This is a genomic window from Pseudomonas sp. MYb193 (genome assembly GCF_002966775.1).
GTDB classification, from domain to species: domain Bacteria; phylum Pseudomonadota; class Gammaproteobacteria; order Pseudomonadales; family Pseudomonadaceae; genus Aquipseudomonas; species Aquipseudomonas paracarnis.
This window is the reverse complement of the sequence record NZ_CP023269.1, coordinates 4,977,308-4,993,886: the sequence shown is the minus strand read 5'-3', so window position 1 is coordinate 4,993,886 and position 16,579 is coordinate 4,977,308. Positions and strand designations below refer to the sequence as shown.

The 16,579-nt window shown below is 60.9% G+C and carries 14 protein-coding genes; 11 read left to right on the top strand and 3 right to left on the bottom strand.

The features are described from left to right. The 4 genes from rimM to CLM72_RS22780 all read left to right on the top strand — a co-directional run bounded on the left by rimM (position 1) and on the right by CLM72_RS22780 (position 2,184). Positions 1–537, top strand: a complete 537-nt coding sequence (gene rimM, locus CLM72_RS22795) for a ribosome maturation factor RimM (protein ID WP_003175898.1) — start codon at positions 1–3, stop codon at positions 535–537. Continuing rightward, the gene (gene trmD / locus CLM72_RS22790; protein ID WP_153475158.1) at positions 519–1,292 is read left to right on the top strand and encodes a tRNA (guanosine(37)-N1)-methyltransferase TrmD; all 774 of its coding nucleotides are present in this window, start codon (positions 519–521) and stop codon (positions 1,290–1,292) included. The genes rimM and trmD overlap by 19 nt, the downstream gene beginning before the upstream one ends. Before the next feature lie 45 nt (positions 1,293–1,337). Further along, complete coding sequence (gene rplS, locus CLM72_RS22785) at positions 1,338–1,688, top strand: 50S ribosomal protein L19 (RefSeq protein ID WP_003175895.1); 351 nt, start codon at positions 1,338–1,340, stop codon at positions 1,686–1,688. Positions 1,689–1,770: 82 nt separating this feature from the next. Then, positions 1,771–2,184 carry an acyl-CoA thioesterase gene (locus tag CLM72_RS22780; protein ID WP_105228308.1) on the top strand — a complete coding sequence of 138 codons (414 nt, stop codon included), beginning with the start codon at positions 1,771–1,773 and terminating at the stop codon, positions 2,182–2,184. Here CLM72_RS22780 and CLM72_RS22775 read toward each other — a convergent pair whose 3' ends face one another. Then, complete coding sequence (locus CLM72_RS22775) at positions 2,185–3,993, bottom strand: sodium:proton antiporter (protein WP_105228306.1); 1,809 nt, start codon at positions 3,991–3,993, stop codon at positions 2,185–2,187. It lies immediately after the preceding gene. A gap of 106 nt (positions 3,994–4,099) precedes the next feature. On the opposite strand from CLM72_RS22775, the gene xerD reads away from it, so the two are divergent. From xerD to CLM72_RS22745, 6 genes are all read left to right on the top strand, one after another. Then, positions 4,100–4,996, top strand: a complete 897-nt coding sequence (xerD, locus tag CLM72_RS22770) for a site-specific tyrosine recombinase XerD (RefSeq protein ID WP_105228304.1) — start codon at positions 4,100–4,102, stop codon at positions 4,994–4,996. A gap of 148 nt (positions 4,997–5,144) precedes the next feature. Beyond that, complete coding sequence (locus tag CLM72_RS22765) at positions 5,145–5,876, top strand: thioredoxin fold domain-containing protein (protein ID WP_005791088.1); 732 nt, start codon at positions 5,145–5,147, stop codon at positions 5,874–5,876. Positions 5,877–6,004: 128 nt separating this feature from the next. Next, positions 6,005–7,309, top strand: a complete 1,305-nt coding sequence (locus CLM72_RS22760) for a homoserine dehydrogenase (RefSeq protein ID WP_105228302.1) — start codon at positions 6,005–6,007, stop codon at positions 7,307–7,309. Between the two features lie 67 nt (positions 7,310–7,376). Beyond that, positions 7,377–8,786 carry a threonine synthase gene (gene thrC, locus CLM72_RS22755; protein ID WP_003193958.1) on the top strand — a complete coding sequence of 470 codons (1,410 nt, stop codon included), beginning with the start codon at positions 7,377–7,379 and terminating at the stop codon, positions 8,784–8,786. 221 nt (positions 8,787–9,007) lie between these two features. Continuing rightward, positions 9,008–12,580 (top strand): transporter substrate-binding domain-containing protein, encoded by a 3,573-nt coding sequence (locus CLM72_RS22750; RefSeq protein ID WP_105228300.1) that lies wholly within the window; start codon positions 9,008–9,010, stop codon positions 12,578–12,580. Positions 12,581–12,805: 225 nt separating this feature from the next. Then, positions 12,806–14,050 carry an EAL domain-containing protein gene (locus tag CLM72_RS22745; protein ID WP_105228298.1) on the top strand — a complete coding sequence of 415 codons (1,245 nt, stop codon included), beginning with the start codon at positions 12,806–12,808 and terminating at the stop codon, positions 14,048–14,050. Here CLM72_RS22745 and CLM72_RS22740 read toward each other — a convergent pair. After that, complete coding sequence (locus CLM72_RS22740) at positions 14,019–14,681, bottom strand: response regulator transcription factor (RefSeq protein ID WP_105228296.1); 663 nt, start codon at positions 14,679–14,681, stop codon at positions 14,019–14,021. The genes CLM72_RS22745 and CLM72_RS22740 overlap by 32 nt on opposite strands. A 207-nt stretch (positions 14,682–14,888) precedes the next feature. On the opposite strand from CLM72_RS22740, the gene CLM72_RS22735 reads away from it, so the two are divergent. After that, entirely contained in the window at positions 14,889–15,173 is a 285-nt protein-coding gene (locus CLM72_RS22735) for a DUF3509 domain-containing protein (protein ID WP_020301357.1), read from the top strand. 172 nt (positions 15,174–15,345) lie between these two features. Here the strand turns inward: CLM72_RS22735 and CLM72_RS22730 are convergent, their stop codons facing one another. Then, positions 15,346–16,545, bottom strand: coding sequence for a CaiB/BaiF CoA-transferase family protein (locus CLM72_RS22730; protein ID WP_105228294.1), 1,200 nt, complete (start codon positions 16,543–16,545; stop codon positions 15,346–15,348). Between the last annotated feature and the right edge of the window lie 34 nt (positions 16,546–16,579).

The window sequence follows — 16,579 nt, the reverse complement described above, 5'->3', positions numbered from 1 at the left end:
ATGAACGCGACGCCAGCTGTTGCTGATGATTTGATCGTTATCGGCAAGATTTACTCTGTTCATGGCGTTCGCGGCGAAGTGAAGGTGTATTCCTTTACTGATCCGACTGAAAACCTGTTGCAGTACAAAACCTGGACGCTCAAGCGCGAAGGGAGTGTGAAACAGGTCGAGCTGGTCAGTGGACGCGGGAGCGACAAGTTCCTGGTCGCAAAGCTCAAGGGTCTTGATGATCGTGAAGAAGCTCGTCTTCTGGCCGGTTATGAGATCTGCGTGCCGCGCAACCTGTTCCCTGAATTGACCGACGGCGAGTACTACTGGTACCAGCTGGAAGGTCTGAAGGTTATTGATCAACTCGGGCAATTGCTGGGGAAAATCGATCATCTTCTGGAAACCGGCGCCAATGATGTAATGGTGGTCAAGCCTTGCGCTGGCAGCCTGGATGACCGTGAACGCCTGTTGCCCTATACCGAGCAATGCGTGTTGGCCGTCGACCTGGCCGCGGGCGAGATGAAGGTGGAATGGGACGCGGACTTCTAAGCGTGGCTAATTTGCGCATTGAAGTGATCAGTTTGTTTCCCGAGATGTTTTCCGCCATCAGCGAGTACGGCATCACCAGTCGGGCGGTGAAACAGGGGCTGTTGCAGCTCACCTGTTGGAACCCGCGAGACTACACGACGGATCGACATCACACTGTGGACGATCGCCCATTTGGCGGTGGCCCGGGCATGGTGATGAAGATCAAGCCCCTGGAAGACGCGTTGGTTCAGGCCAAGGCAGCCGCCGGGGAGAAGGCGAAGGTAATTTACCTGTCCCCTCAAGGCCGTCAGCTGAAACAGGCGGCGGTACGCGAACTGGCGAATGAGGAAAGTTTGATCCTGATTGCCGGTCGCTATGAAGGCATTGACGAGCGTTTTATTGAAGCTCATGTCGATGAAGAGTGGTCGATTGGGGACTATGTCCTGTCTGGCGGCGAGCTGCCGGCGATGGTCCTGATAGATGCGGTTACACGACTGCTGCCCGGAGCTTTAGGGCATGCGGACTCCGCGGAGGAAGATTCCTTCACGGATGGTTTGCTGGATTGCCCGCACTACACCCGTCCGGAGGTGTATGTGGATCAGCGTGTTCCCGACGTATTGCTAAGTGGCAATCACGCACACATCCGGCGTTGGCGTTTACAGCAGTCCCTTGGTCGGACCTATGAACGACGCGCCGATCTTCTGGAAAGCCGCTCGCTTTCTGGAGAAGAGAAGAAGCTGCTCGAGGAATACATCCTCGCGCGGGACGATAGTTAACAACGTATCGATGGTAGGTCCATTGACTTACCTTAGGAGCACAGCATGACTAACAAAATCATCCTTGCACTCGAAGCAGAGCAGATGACCAAAGAGATCCCTACCTTTGCCCCGGGCGACACTATTGTCGTTCAGGTGAAAGTGAAGGAAGGCGACCGTTCGCGTCTGCAAGCGTTCGAAGGTGTGGTAATCGCCAAGCGTAACCGTGGTGTGAACAGTGCTTTCACTGTTCGTAAAATCTCCAACGGTGTTGGCGTAGAGCGTACTTTCCAGACCTACAGCCCGCAAATCGACAGCATGGCCGTCAAGCGTCGCGGTGACGTACGTAAAGCCAAGCTGTACTACCTGCGTGACCTGTCCGGTAAAGCAGCTCGCATCAAGGAAAAACTGGCTTAAGTCCAGCTTCCCGATGCAGAAAAAAGCAGCCTACGGGCTGCTTTTTTGTGCCTGAAATTTGCCTATCTGCCGGTATTGACCCATGACCACCCGCCTCGAAGAAATCCAGCGCCGCACCAACCTGTCCGTCACGCACGTGACCAAGGCCGTGTTCCCGCCCACCACCAACCACCACAACACCCTGTTCGGCGGCACCGCCCTGGCATGGATGGACGAAGTGTCGTTCATCACCGCCACGCGTTTCTGTCGCTTGCCTTTGGTGACAGTCTCCACCGACCGTATCGACTTCAACCACGCGATCCCGGCCGGCTCTATCGTTGAGCTGATCGGTCGGGTGATCAAGGTCGGCAACACCAGCCTCAAGGTCGAGGTTGAAGTGTTCGTCGAGAGCATGAGCGCTGATGGCCGTGAAAAGGCGATCCAGGGCGTGTTCAGCTTCGTCGCGATTGACGCAGATAAACGCCCTGTCCCGGTACTGCCTGGCTTTGTTGACTGATTACTCGGTGGTACTGGCCTGCGGTTGAATGACCGCCAGCAAGGTCCAGCCCGCTACAGGCTTCAAATTGCTCTCGGGCGAGACCACGTGCACCCAGCCGCTGGTGTCCCGGGCAAACAGCAAGGTGGCGCGCTCCCCGTGCAACGCCTGGTACTGCTCCCAGCCAAAGCCGTCGGTGAGGCTGGTGCTGTAGAGCTCGGCGCCTTGGCCCAGCAGGCTGGCCAACTTGGTGTAGCTCAAGGGTTGGCTGCCCAGCAAGTGCCCGCGATGTTCGTGGCTGGCCTTGTGTTTGTCGGTGCGGCGGTTTTCCTGGCTGCTGGCCAGGGCGAACAGGCGATGGCCGAAGTCATGGCGAAAACGCATGGTGGCCAAGGCATTCAGTTCGCCAGAAGGCGAGAGCGCGAGCAGATGCCCCAGGCCGACCAGGTCCAGATGGGACTCGGCATGCTGGGAGGCCGGGTTGCCGAAGTACGTAGGCAAGCCTTCCATACGACTGGCGCGGATGTTTTCCCAGCTGGAATCCGTCAGTAACACGCGGCTGCCCAATTGCTGCAACGCCTTGCCGAGTGCCCGCGCCGGGCCGTTCGCACCCACGATCAGGAAGCCGCTGGGCGCCGGCTCGGCGACTTTCAGCAGGCGGGCTAAGGGGCGTGCCGTGGCGCTTTGCAGCACCACGGTGCCGATGATCACCGCGAAGGTCAGCGGAACGAGCAACAACGCGCCTTCGTGGCCAGCCTCATCCAGACGGATCGCAAAGATCGCTGACACCGCCGCCGCCACAATGCCCCGTGGGGCGATCCAGGCCAGCAGTGCGCGCTCGCGCCAGTTCAACCCCGAGCCAAAGGTCGAAAGCGCCACGTTCAACGGGCGTGCAATGAATTGGATGATCAACAGCAGGATCAACACGAACGGGCCCAGGGCGATCATGGCGTTCAGGTCCAGGCGCGCCGCCAGTAGGATGAACAGCCCGGAAATCAGCAACACGCTGAGGTTTTCCTTGAAGTGCAGGATGTGCCGTACATCCACGCCTTTCATGTTTGCCATCCACATGCCCATCAGCGTGACCGCCAGCAGGCCGGACTCATGCATCACTTGGTTGGAGGCAATGAAGATGCCCAGCACGCCCGCCAGTGTCGCCAGGTTGTGCAGGTATTCCGGCAACCACTGGCGGCGCATGATCTGCCCCAGTACCCAGCCACCGGCGATGCCGAACAGGCTGCCGCAGAGGATGACGCCGCCGAAGGTCAGCAGGCTGTGGCTCAAACCATCGCCCGACGCACTGGCGATGATGAAGCTATACACCACTACCGCCAGCAGTGCGCCAATCGGGTCGATGACGATGCCTTCCCAGCGCAGGATATTGGCGATGGAGGCTTTGGGGCGCACCACACGCAACATGGGCACGATCACCGTCGGGCCGGTGACCAGTGTCAGGGTGCCGAACAGCAGCGCCAGCATCCAGTCGAAGCCCAGCAGCCAGTGGGTGGCCAGGGTGATCACCGCCCAGGTCGAGAGGGCGCCGACGGTGACCAGCCGGTGGACGACGCTGCCGATTTCCTTCCATTCCGACAGGTGCAGGGTCAGGCTGCCCTCAAACAGGATCAGCGCCACTGCCAGCGACACCAATGGCATCAACAGAGGGCCGAACATTTCCTGCGGGTCGAGCCATCCGAGTATCGGCCCTGCCAGAATCCCGCTCAGCAGGAGAAACAGAATCGCTGGCAGTTTCAGGCGCCAGGCCAGCCACTGGCAGCCGAGTGCGGCCACGCCAATGCCGCCAAAAGCCAACAAAATCTGTTGTTCGTTCATTAAAGCTTCCTGTTCCTTGAAATAGCGGGCTATGAAAGACTAATGGCTCTTGTCACAGTCCTTAAATAATACGCGTATTGCCTTGTGCTAAGTCGCTTGAGTGCCCATGCCTGCCATTGACCATCCCCTGATCGACCGCTTCCTCGACGCCCTCTGGTTAGAAAAAGGCCTGTCGGACAACACACGCCAGGCGTACCGCAGCGACCTGGCGCTGTTCAACGGCTGGCTGCAGGAAAAAAACCTCGAACTGATCAATGCCGGGCGCGAGCTGATCCTCGATCACCTGGCCTGGCGCCTGGAGCAGGACTACAAACCGCGCTCCACTGCCCGATTCCTCTCCGGCGTGCGTGGCTTTTATCGCTACCTGCTGCGGGAAAAACTCATTGCCGTCGACCCGACCCTGCAAATCGACATGCCGCAACTCGGCAGGCCGTTGCCCAAATCCTTGTCGGAAGCCGACGTCGATGCCCTGCTCGCGGCCCCGGACCTGAGCGAGGCCATCGGCCAGCGCGACCGTGCCATGCTGGAGGTGCTGTATGCCTGCGGCCTGCGCGTCACCGAACTGATCAGCCTGACCCTGGAACAGGTCAACCTGCGCCAAGGCGTGTTGCGCGTGATGGGCAAGGGCAGCAAGGAGCGGCTGGTGCCGATGGGCGAGGAGGCGATTGTGTGGGTCGAGCGCTACATGCGCGATGCGCGCCACGAACTGCTGGGTGGGCGCCCCAGCGACGTGCTGTTCCCCAGCCAGCGCGGCGAGCAGATGACCCGCCAGACCTTCTGGCACCGCATCAAGCACCAGGCCAAAGTGGCCGGGATCGGCAAAGCGCTGTCACCCCACACCTTGCGCCATGCGTTCGCCACCCACTTGCTCAACCACGGTGCGGATTTGCGCGTAGTGCAAATGCTGCTTGGGCACAGCGACTTATCCACAACCCAGATCTACACCCATGTGGCACGCGCACGTTTGCAGGACATGCACGCCAAGCACCACCCGCGCGGATAAAACCGTCAGAAATGGCCCATTTTAGCTGTCGCGGTCTGCCCTCCCGCCCAACTGTGGTAGGCTTTGCCGGTTCGCGAAGGGGACGGCACCCGTTGTGTTCCAGATCAGTATTCTGCTCCCGTCCCTGCCTCTGCCTTCAGGAGTTCCCATGCGCTTGACCCAGATTATTGCCGCCGCAGCCATTGCGTTGGTTTCCACCTTTGCGGTCGCCGATGATGCGGCCGAGCAGACCATTCGCAAGAGCCTGGCCAACCTGGCGCTCGACACCCCGATCGAAAGCATCAGCGCCAGCCCCATGGCCGGCCTGTATGAAGTCAAGCTCAAGGGTAGCCGCGTGCTGTACGCCAGTGCCGATGGCCAGTACATCGTCCAGGGCTACCTGTTCCAGCTCAAGGATGGCAAGCCGGTCAACCTGACCGAGAAGGCCGAGCGCCTGGGCGTGTCGAAGCTGATCAACGGCATCCCGGTGGCTGAAACCGTGGTTTACCCCGCCATTGGCGAAACCAAGACCCATATCACCGTGTTCACCGACACCACGTGCCCGTACTGCCACAAGCTGCACGCTGAAATCCCGGCACTGAACAAGCTGGGCGTGGAAGTGCGCTACGTCGCTTTCCCGCGCCAGGGCCTGGGTTCGCCGGGTGACGAGCAGTTGCAGGCGGTGTGGTGCTCGGCCGACAAGAAAGCGGCCATGGACAAGATGGTCGACGGCAAGGAAATCAAATCGGCCAAATGCGCCAACCCGGTTTCCAAGCAGTTCGCCCTGGGCCAGTCCATTGGTGTGAACGGTACACCGGCCATCGTTTTGGCCGACGGCCAGGTGATTCCGGGCTACCAGCCGGCGCCGCAAGTTGCCAAACTGGCACTGGGTGCCAAGTAAGCATTTATCGTTGAGCCTTTGACGATCATGGCCCGCCGAACCGTCGGCGAGTCATTAATTGAGAGCCGCAGTTGTGCGGCTGTTTTCACGGCCGACCTAGCGTCGGCCGTTTCATGGGGAGTTCTTCAGTGAAACCGGTCAAAGTAGGCATCTGTGGGTTAGGGACCGTCGGTGGCGGTACCTTCAACGTACTTCAGCGTAACGCTGAAGAAATTTCCCGCCGCGCAGGTCGCGGGATTGAAGTGGCGCAGATTGCCACGCGTTCGCCAAAGCCCCAGTTCGAAACGACCGGTATTGCGATTACCAACGATGTGTTCGCCGTGGCCACCAACCCTGAGATCGATATCGTTATCGAGCTGGTAGGCGGCTACACCGTGGCCCGCGAGCTGGTGCTCAAGGCCATCGAGAACGGCAAGCACGTGGTCACCGCCAACAAGGCGCTCATCGCCGTGCACGGCAACGAGATCTTCGCCAAGGCCCGCGAGAAGGGCGTGATCGTGGCGTTCGAAGCCGCGGTGGCCGGTGGTATCCCGGTGATCAAGGCGATCCGTGAAGGCCTGTCCGCCAACCGCATCAACTGGGTAGCCGGCATCATCAACGGCACCGGTAACTTCATCCTCACCGAAATGCGCGAGAAGGGCCGTACCTTCGAAGACGTGCTGGCCGAAGCCCAGGCCCTGGGTTACGCCGAAGCCGACCCGACGTTCGACGTGGAAGGCATCGACGCGGCTCACAAGCTGACCATCCTGGCGTCCATCGCCTTCGGTATCCCGCTGCAGTTCGACAAGGCTTACACCGAAGGCATCACCAAGCTGACCACCGCCGACGTCAACTACGCCGAAGCCCTGGGCTACCGTATCAAGCACCTGGGCGTGGCGCGCAGCACCTCGGCGGGCATCGAGTTGCGGGTTCACCCGACGCTGATCCCGGCCGACCGCCTGATCGCCAACGTCAATGGCGTGATGAACGCGGTGATGGTCAACGGCGACGCCGCCGGTTCCACCTTGTTCTACGGCGCCGGTGCCGGCATGGAGCCGACCGCGTCGTCGGTGATCGCCGACCTGGTGGACGTGGTTCGCGCCATGACCAGCGACCCGGAAAACCGCGTGCCGCACCTGGCCTTCCAGCCGGACTCGCTGTCGGCCCACCCGATCCTGCCGATCGAAGCCTGCGAAAGTGCCTACTACCTGCGCATCCAGGCCCAGGACCATCCAGGCGTGTTGGCCCAGGTGGCCAGCATCCTGTCGGAGCGCGGTATCAACATCGAATCGATCATGCAGAAGGAAGTCGAGGAGCAAAACGGCCAGGTGCCGATGATCCTGCTGACCCACCGCGTGCTCGAACAGCACATCAACGATGCCATCCATGCCCTCGAAGCCCTGCAAGGCGTGGTCGGCCCGGTGGTGCGCATTCGCGTCGAACACTTGAACTAACCGATTTGTTCCAGGGGCCCCGTCCATTCGGCGGCCCCTGTTCGAGAATGTTTTAGAGGAGCCAGTCATGCGTTACATCAGCACCCGCGGCCAGGCACCGGCCCTGAATTTCGAAGACGTTCTGCTGGCAGGCCTTGCCACCGACGGCGGCTTGTATGTGCCGGAAAACCTGCCACGCTTCACCCAGGAAGAAATCGCCTCCTGGGCCGGCCTGCCGTATCACGAGCTGGCTTTCCGAGTGATGCGCCCGTTCGTCACCGGCAGCATTCCGGATGCGGACTTCAAGAAGATTCTGGAAGAAACCTATGGCGTGTTTTCCCACAACGCCATCGCGCCCCTGCGCCAACTGAACGGCAATGAGTGGGTACTGGAGCTGTTCCACGGCCCGACCCTGGCGTTCAAGGACTTCGCCCTGCAACTGCTCGGTCGCCTGCTCGACTACGTGCTGGAAAAACGTGGCGAGCGCGTGGTGATCATCGGTGCTACCTCCGGCGATACCGGCTCGGCGGCCATCGAAGGGTGCAAGCACTGCGAAAACGTCGACATCTTCATCCTGCACCCGCACAAGCGCGTGTCGGAAGTGCAACGTCGCCAGATGACCACCATCTTCGGTGAGAACATCCACAACATCGCCATCGAAGGCAACTTCGATGACTGCCAGGAAATGGTCAAGAACAGCTTCGCTGACCAGAGCTTCCTCAAGGGCACGCGCCTGGTGGCGGTCAACTCGATCAACTGGGCGCGGATCATGGCCCAGATCGTCTACTACTTCCACGCTTCGCTGCAGTTGGGTGGCCCGGCGCGCTCGGTGTCGTTCTCGGTGCCTACCGGCAACTTCGGCGATATTTTTGCCGGTTACCTGGCGCGCAACATGGGCCTGCCGATCAACCAGTTGATCGTCGCCACCAACCGCAACGACATCCTGCATCGCTTCATGAGCGGCAACCAGTATGTGAAGGAAACCCTGCATGCCACGCTGTCGCCGTCCATGGACATCATGGTGTCGTCGAACTTCGAGCGCCTGCTGTTCGACATGCACGGTCGTAACGGCGCAGCCCTGGCCGAGTTGATGAACAGCTTCAAGCAAGGTGGCGGTTTCAGCGTCGAGCAAGAGCGCTGGACCGAAACCCGCAAGCTGTTCGATTCCCTGGCCGTGGACGATGCGCAGACCTGCGAAACCATCGCGCAGGTCTATGCCGAGACCGGCGAAGTGCTCGACCCGCACACGGCTATCGGCGTGAAAGCCGCCCGCGAATGCCGCCGCAGCCTGGATATTCCAATGGTGATCCTCGGTACCGCGCACCCGGTCAAGTTCCCGGAAGCGGTCGAGAAAGCCGGCATTGGCAAGGCCCTGGAGTTGCCGGAGCATTTGACCGACCTGTTCGAGCGCGAAGAGCGCTGCACCGTGTTGGCCAACGACCTGAAGGCGGTGCAGGCGTTCGTCAGCCAGCATGGCAATCGGGGCAAGCCGCTCTAATCAAGAATGGGGTAGCGGGTTTGTGTGGGAGCTGGCTTGCCTGCGATGCAGGCCCGGCTCCCACATTCAGCTAACTCACCCGCTGACCATGAGGCGGATATCAGGCTGCTACAGGTATGCATTCAGCTTTTTTTGCAGTCGGCCAAGCCCGTCCTCGTGACGGGCTTTTTCATTCTGGCGAGCCATACTTGCCCAGTCGCCCAATCAAGGAAACCCAACCGGTGCAGGTTTTGATCCAATGGACGTTGAAGCTGGTGTGCCTGTTGTGGCTTATCCAGGTGCCCATGAGCCTGGCCGCCGTCAGCCTGCCGTTCAAACTGGTGCCGGCGTTTATCCCGCTTGAACCTATGCCGCTGGCGCCAACGGAGCAGCAGTGGTTGGCGGCGCATCGGACACTGAAGGTGGGCATCTCGATAGATGATTACCAGCCGATCGATATCACCCGCGACCGCAATCGCTACCAGGGCATCAGCGCCGATTATTTGAGCCTGGTTGGCGCGCGGCTGGGTGTGCCCATGCAAGTGCTGGGCTTTTCCGAGCGCGCCCAGGCGGTTGAAGCCCTGCGCAACGGCACCATCGACATACTCACCAGTGCCAATGGTTACGAGCGTGACGTACCTGGCCTGCAATTCACCCCGGACTACATGCCCGACCGCTCGGTGGTGGTGCTGCGTCGCGACGATACCCAAGGCGACGATCTGGCCGGCAAGAAGCTGGTGTTGCTCGACGGCTACGCCAACGTGCAGAAGGTGCACGCGGCGTATCCCGACAGCCACATCATGCTCGCCCCCAACCTCTACAGCGGCCTCGAAGCCTTGAAGCAAGGTGACGTCGATGCGTTTATCGGCAACGAAGTGATTGTGCGCGCCTATAAGTCGCTGCGGCCTTACCTGGGGTTGCAGATCAAGGAGCAGAGCCGGCTGGCGCCCATCGGTTTTGCCTTCGCCACCCGCCAGGCAGATCCGTTGTTGGGGGCCATGATGAATCGCGCGCTGGCAAGCCTCGACGAGTCGGTGCAGCGTGAAATCCTCGCGCGCTGGACCACCGGGCTCGGCGTCGGTATCAGTGGTGAGCGCATTGCGTTGTCGGCGTCGGAACAGGCCTGGGTGCGCGAGCATCCCCATGTCGTGGTGGTGGCCCAGCAGATGTCTCCCTACATATTCAAGGATAAGGAGGGTCACTGGGTTGGCTTGAATGTGGATTTGTTGCATCGCATCACGCGCATGACCGGTTTGCAATTTGTCTTTGAAGAGGTGCACTCCACCGCGCAAACCCTGGAATGGCTGGAAACAGGCAGGGCGCAGATGAACACGACCCTGGCCGTTAACCGCGAGCGCAGCACAGTGCTCAACTTCAGCCATGGGTATGGCGGGTCCGGCTGGGTGTTTGTCGAGCGTGCCGACGCCGCGCCGCTCACCGGCTTGAAGCAGTTGGACGGCAAGGTGCTGGCGCTGCCGGCACGTCATGTATTGGAAAATGATATTCGCCATGCGCATCCGAACATCACGTTGCGCCTGGTGGACAATTACAACCAGGCCCGTGAGCTGGTACGACGGGGCGAGGCGGCCGCTACCATTCAAACTGAAGTGGAAGTGCAGAGTTACCCGGAAGATGGCCTGCGTATCGGACGCAGTGTCGATGGCAAGTGGTCGTCCAACTGCCTGTCGGTGCGCAAGGACCAGCCTGAGTTGCTGAGCATTTTGAATAAAGCCCTGGAGGCGCTGCCGGTGGCTGAGTTGAGTGCCTTGCGCTTGCGTTGGATCGGTGCCGTGGCGATTCCGCTGCCGGCCTGGCAACGGGTACCGCCATGGGCCTATTGGACGGTGGCCACGGCGCTGCTGTTTGTGTTGGTGTCGCTGGTGTGGAACAGCCGGCTCAAGCGCCAGATTCACCAACGGCTGGAGGCCGAGCAACGGCTCAATGACCAGTTGGCGTTCAAGCGCGCACTGCTCGACGGCATGCCCAACCCGCTGTTCGTCCGCGACCTGGACGGGCGCCTGGTGACCTGCAATAAAAGTTATGAACAGCAATTGGCGACCCGGCTGGAGCTGATCCAGGGCCTGACGCTGATGGAGAGCAAGGTCGTGCCCGACGCCACAGCGGCGCGGCTGCACGAAGGCCACATGGAGCAATTGGCCACGCAGCAGCCGTTGTTTGTCGACCGGCAATTGGAGCTCAACGGCGGCAGTTATCACGTCTACCAGTGGACCGTGCCTTTTTTTGATGCCCAGGGCCGTCTGCAGGGATTGTTGGGCGGTTGGATCGATATCAACGAACGCAAAGACCTGGAGCGCCAGTTGATGGACGCTCGCCAGGCCGCCGACGAAGCGAACTACGCCAAAAGTGCATTTCTCTCGGCCTTGAGCCACGAGATTCGCACCCCCATGACTGCCATCATTGGCTTGCTCGAACTGGAGCAAGAGCGTTGTCTGGCAAGCGGCCAGCCGGTTTCCGAGGCGCTGCAGGTGGCCCATCGTTCGGCGCGTGAGCTGATTGCGCTGATGGGCGACAGCCTGGACTTGGCCAAGATCGAAGCCGGCCACCTGCAGCTGGCGCCACAGACCACTGAGTTGAAGCGCTTTTTCGAGGGTATCCAGAGCCTGTTCGAAGCCACGGCGCAAAAGAAGGGCCTGCATCTGACCCTGGCGTTTGATCCGGCTGCTCAGGGTTATTACTGGTTCGACCCGCTGCGGTTACGCCAGGTGATGCACAACCTGTTGGGCAATGCGCTCAAATTTACCGAGCGGGGCGGGGTTCACCTCAGCGTGACCTGCCAACGGGATGAGACCGATAGCGAATACCTGCACCTGTGCGTCAAGGACAGCGGCCCGGGCATCAGCGCCGAGCAACAGCCGCGGGTGTTCAAGCCGTTTACCCAAGTGAGCGCCCTGACCGCTGCGCAACACGGCGGCACCGGTCTGGGCCTGAGTATCTGCAAGCAACTGGTGGAATTGATGGGCGGGAGCATTCACCTCGACAGCGTGGTGGGCGAGGGGACGGTGGTGTGCATTGACCTGCGCCTGGACCGAGTCAGCACCGATGATGTGCCGGCAACGCCCGCCGCAACGTTGTCACCGACGGGGCGTAGCCTGTCGGTACTGGTGGTGGATGATTTGGCGGCCAACCGCCTGGTGCTGGCGCAGCAGTTGCAGTTCCTCGGTCACCAAGTGGTCGCCCTGGAGTCGGCCGAGGCCGCGTTGCAACGCTGGCGTGAGCAGCGTTTTGACGTGCTGGTCACCGATTGCCAGATGCCCGGCATGTCCGGCTATGCCTTGAGTGCCGCGATTCGGCGCCTCGAAGCCGAGGAACAAAGGCCTCGTAGCGCGCTGGTGGGTTGCACCGCGAACGCCATGAAAGATGAACAACGCCGCTGCGAGGACGCCGGTATGGATGAGCTGCTGGTCAAGCCGGTGACCCTGGAACACTGGACCCAAGTGCTGGCCCGCGTGGCGCCCCGGCGTTCGTTCGATATCCAGGCCCTGCGCACCATGACCCAGGCCGATGGCCCGGTGCTGCAGAGCATGTTGCACGAACTGGCCAAGAGCCTGGACCACGAACACGAGGTATTGGCGGGTGCCCTGGCCGAGCGCGACGTGGCACGCTTGAATGCATCGCTGCACCGGCTCAAGGGCATTTGCTCGCTGGTGGACGCACTGCCACTGGCCAAGGCTTGTGTCGCCCTTGAGCAGTGCGCCCGTGAACAGCGCGGCGCCGAGCTTGAAGAACCCTGGCTGCGCTTGTCCGAGGTGCTCAAGGCGTTTCGTCGCGACCTGCAACCCTATCTGGATGCCTGACACCTTAATGCCGATCAGCTAAGCGAATGCAATGCTCAAGGCAACGAAGATCCCCTGTGGGAGCTGTCTTGAACTGGCCCACCGCCTTCGCAGGCAAGCCAGCTCCCACAGGAGAGCTGCGCTTGCCCCTCCCACATTTAAGCAAGCTTTTAGGACACGTCCTATGGGGTACACCACAGCATGTGGCTACTGTGCAGGACTTTCCCTGTACCGACATCCCTACCCATGCGATCCCTGAACGTCCTGATCCTCGAAGACAACCCGTTTCAACTGATGGCTCTGCACCAGATGCTCAATGCCAACGGCGTGTTCAATGTACGGGCCGCGGAAACGGTCGAAACCGCCCGCCAGTCTCTGGACAGCAAAGGCCCGGTGGATATCGCCATCTGCGATTTGTACCTGGAGCAGGGCGATGGCCTGGAATTGATCCGTGAATTGGCGGAACGCCGCCTGGCCCAAGTATTGATCCTGCTCAGCAACGCCGAGCCCGACGTGCTGGAAGGTGTGGCGAACATGGCCTGCCAATTGGGACTCAAGGTCTTGGCGTGTTTGCCCAAGCCGGCTTCGGCCAAGTTGATCGGGCAACTACTGAGCGATTGCCAGGTACATTTTCGCCCGGGGCCACCGGTGCTGTCCTGGGAGCGCGTGCGCCAACTGTTGGGCTTGAGCGAGCGGGAACAACTGCCGCCCTCGGCGGATGTCAGCCAGGCGACTATCGCAGCCTGTGGCAGGGTCTGGTACCAGCCCATCGTCAGTCAGGCCGGTGTGTTGCAAGGGGTGGAGGCGCTGGCGCGTTGGCAGTTGCCGGACGGTGAGCTGTTGCTGCCTGAGGAGTTCCTGCCGGTGCTGGAGTTTGCCGGCATGGAAGAGGCGTTTACCTGGCATGTGCTGGAGCAGGCGCTTGGCCTGGCGAACCAGGTGATGGGCGAAAGCGGCCAGGTGCTGCCAGTGGCCGTGAACATCCCCGGGCGCATGCTGGAGCGCGAGCACTTTCCCCAGGTGCTGCAAGGTCTGCTGCAGTTGCACGGTGTACCCGCCCATAGCCTGACGCTGGAGCTGGTGGAAACGTCGACCTTGAAAACCGACAGCGCCCATGTCACCGGCTTGCTGCGCTTGCGTATGTTGGGTTGCCAGTTGTCCATCGGCGACTTCGGCATGGGCGGCACCAGCCTGCAGCATTTGCTGGAACTGCCTTTTACCGAGCTGAAAATTCCCCCGGCGTTTGCCTGTGGGATGGCCAATGATGACCGCAAGGCCGCTGTGGTGGCGGGCGCCATGAGCATGGCGGCGCGCCTGGACGTTGCCGTGGTGGTCACCGGCGTGGAAACCGCCGCCGACTATCACGCTGTGGGCGAACTGGGCGCGGCGTGGCTGCAAGGCTGCTTTATCGCCCGGCCGATGGACGCCGCGGCGCTCAAGCAATGGATCGCGTTCCAGGCTAGGCCAGCCCGTGTTCCTGCACGTAAATAAACAGGGCGGCATCGTTGGCCAGCCCCAGCTTGCGCATGGCGCTGACTTTTTGCGCGCTGACGGTCTGCTTGCTGCGATGCAGGTGCGCGGCGATCTCGCCCACCGTCATACCACTGGCCAACAGGCGAATCACCTCCAGTTCCCGGGGTGACAGGTGCTCCTGGGAATGCAGGCGATCAGCGCCGACTTCTCCGGCCAGGCTCAGCGCCTGGCGGATGGTCTGGGCCACATAGGTGCGTTGCTGGCGCACCTGGCGGATCGCCTGGGGCAGCTCATCGGCCAGGCTGGCCTTGCTCAGCAGGCCCATCACACCCAATGCCAGGATGGAATGAAACAACCCGGCATTGTTGAGCATGGTCACCACCACAATGGGCAGGTGCGGATAGTGCCGGCGCAGTTGCTCGATCAAGCGCAGCCCGTCGGCCTGGGGCTCGACGGGCATCATGAAGTCGGTCACCACAACATCGCAGGCACAGTGTTGCAACAACGCACTGAGGGCCTGGGGGGAATTGGCCTCGCCGACGATGCTGATGTGCGCGTCACGTTCGAGCACGGCGCGCAGGCCAATCAGGAAAATCGGGTGATCGTCGGCAATCACGATACGCAAGGGCGGTTCAGACGCAGCTCTCAAGGCAGGCTCCCGGGACAATCGAGGGATTCTAGCCTGTGCGCTGTTGTTTTTTCTCTGTCATCTTTTCCGTGCATGCTCGTTTTCCTCAAGCAGTGGATTACACAAAAGGTAGAACTTTCTGCTTTGAGCACGGGTCACTTGAATGTCAGCCTCTTCGTGACATTTTTGTTTTTCGAACCTTTTTCGAATGATTGAGTGGTGATCGAGATGGAAAGTATCAACCTATTGCTCAGCCAAGCACTGAGCCCTTATCAGGTTACGCTGACCTCTGCCGGTATGCGCGACGACTGCCTGGTAACCGTGAAGAACCCCGGTGGCGCCATCGTGGTTGAACGTGAAGTCGATCGTGCGCAATTGAGCGACAAGCGCGCGCTGGTGGATGTGGTGGATTGCCTGCTCCGCGACCTGAAAATCGCCGAAGGGCGCCTGGAACCTTCAGTCATCGCTGCCTTGCGCAACGCCTCCCAAACCCGTGGCGGCGCACTGGCATGAAACATTATTTTTCTTCGGAACCTTCCTACAAGGTGGTCAGTCAGAGTTTGTAACAGCAAGAGCAGGCATTGTGCTCCGGTGTTTGTCGCTTGCTGTGCGGGTCTTTTTGTAGACCACGTTTAACCCCGAGTTGTCTCCCCACTGCTCGGGGTTTCTTTTTGCCTGGGATTTGTCAGATCGCGCCATCCTCGCGCAGGCGAGTGATAGCCGCCGCGTCGTAGCCCAAGGCATTGAGCACCAGGCTGTTGTGTTCACCCAGTTGCGGGCCGACCCATTCGCAACTGCCCGGTGTATCCGAGAGCTTGGGCACGATGCCGGGCATCTTGAAGTCCTTGCCGCCCGGCAACTGCGCCTTGAGGAACATTTCCCGGGCCAGGAATTGCGGGTCGCCCAGCATGTCTTCGGCGCTGTAGATACGGCTGGCGGGCACCTCGGCTTTATTCAGGTGCTCAATCACCTGGTCGAGCGACAGCGAATTGACCCAGCGATCAATCACGCCATACAGCTCGTCGCGGCGAGCGTCACGCCCGTCATTGCTCGCCAGTGCAGGGTCGCTCGCCAAGTCGTCACGGCCGATCACCCGCATGAAGCGCTTGAAGATCGCATCGCCATTGGCGCCGATCTGCACATGCTTGCCGTCTGCGGTGGTGTGGATCGAGGACGGGGTGATGCCGGGCATGATGTTGCCGGTGCGCTCACGGATAAACCCGAACACGTCGAACTCGGGGATCATGCTTTCCATCATGGCGAAGATGGCTTCATACAGCGCCACATCCACCACTTGGCCCAGGCCGCCGTTGACTTCGCGGTGACGCAGCGCCATCAGCGCGCCGATCACGGCCCACAACGCGGCAATCGAGTCGCCGATGGAGATCCCGGTGCGCACGGGCGGGCGGTCCTCGAAGCCGGTGATATAGCGCAAGCCGCCCATGGACTCGCCCACCGCGCCAAACCCCGGCTGGTCCTTCATCGGCCCCGTCTGGCCGAAGCCCGAGAGGCGCACCATCACCAACTTGGGGTTGAGTGCGTGCAGGGTTTCCCAGCTCAGGCCGAGTTTTTCCAGCACGCCTGGGCGGAAGTTTTCGATCAGGATGTCGGCGTCGGCCAACAGTTGCTTGAGGATCGCCAGCCCCTCAGGGTGCTTGAGGTTGAGGGTCAGCGACTGCTTGTTGCGCGCCTGCACAAACCACCACAGCGAAGTGCCTTCATACAGCTTGCGCCATTTGCGCAGCGGGTCGCCGCCGTCCGGGGATTCGACCTTGATCACCTCGGCGCCGAATTCGGCGCAGATGCGTGAGGCAAACGGGCCGGCGATCAAAGTGCCCAGCTCGATGACTTTCAGGCCGGCAAGTGGTTTGGCAGTGAGCGACATGGGGATCCTTACAAGCGCGGGATGTTGATGTACT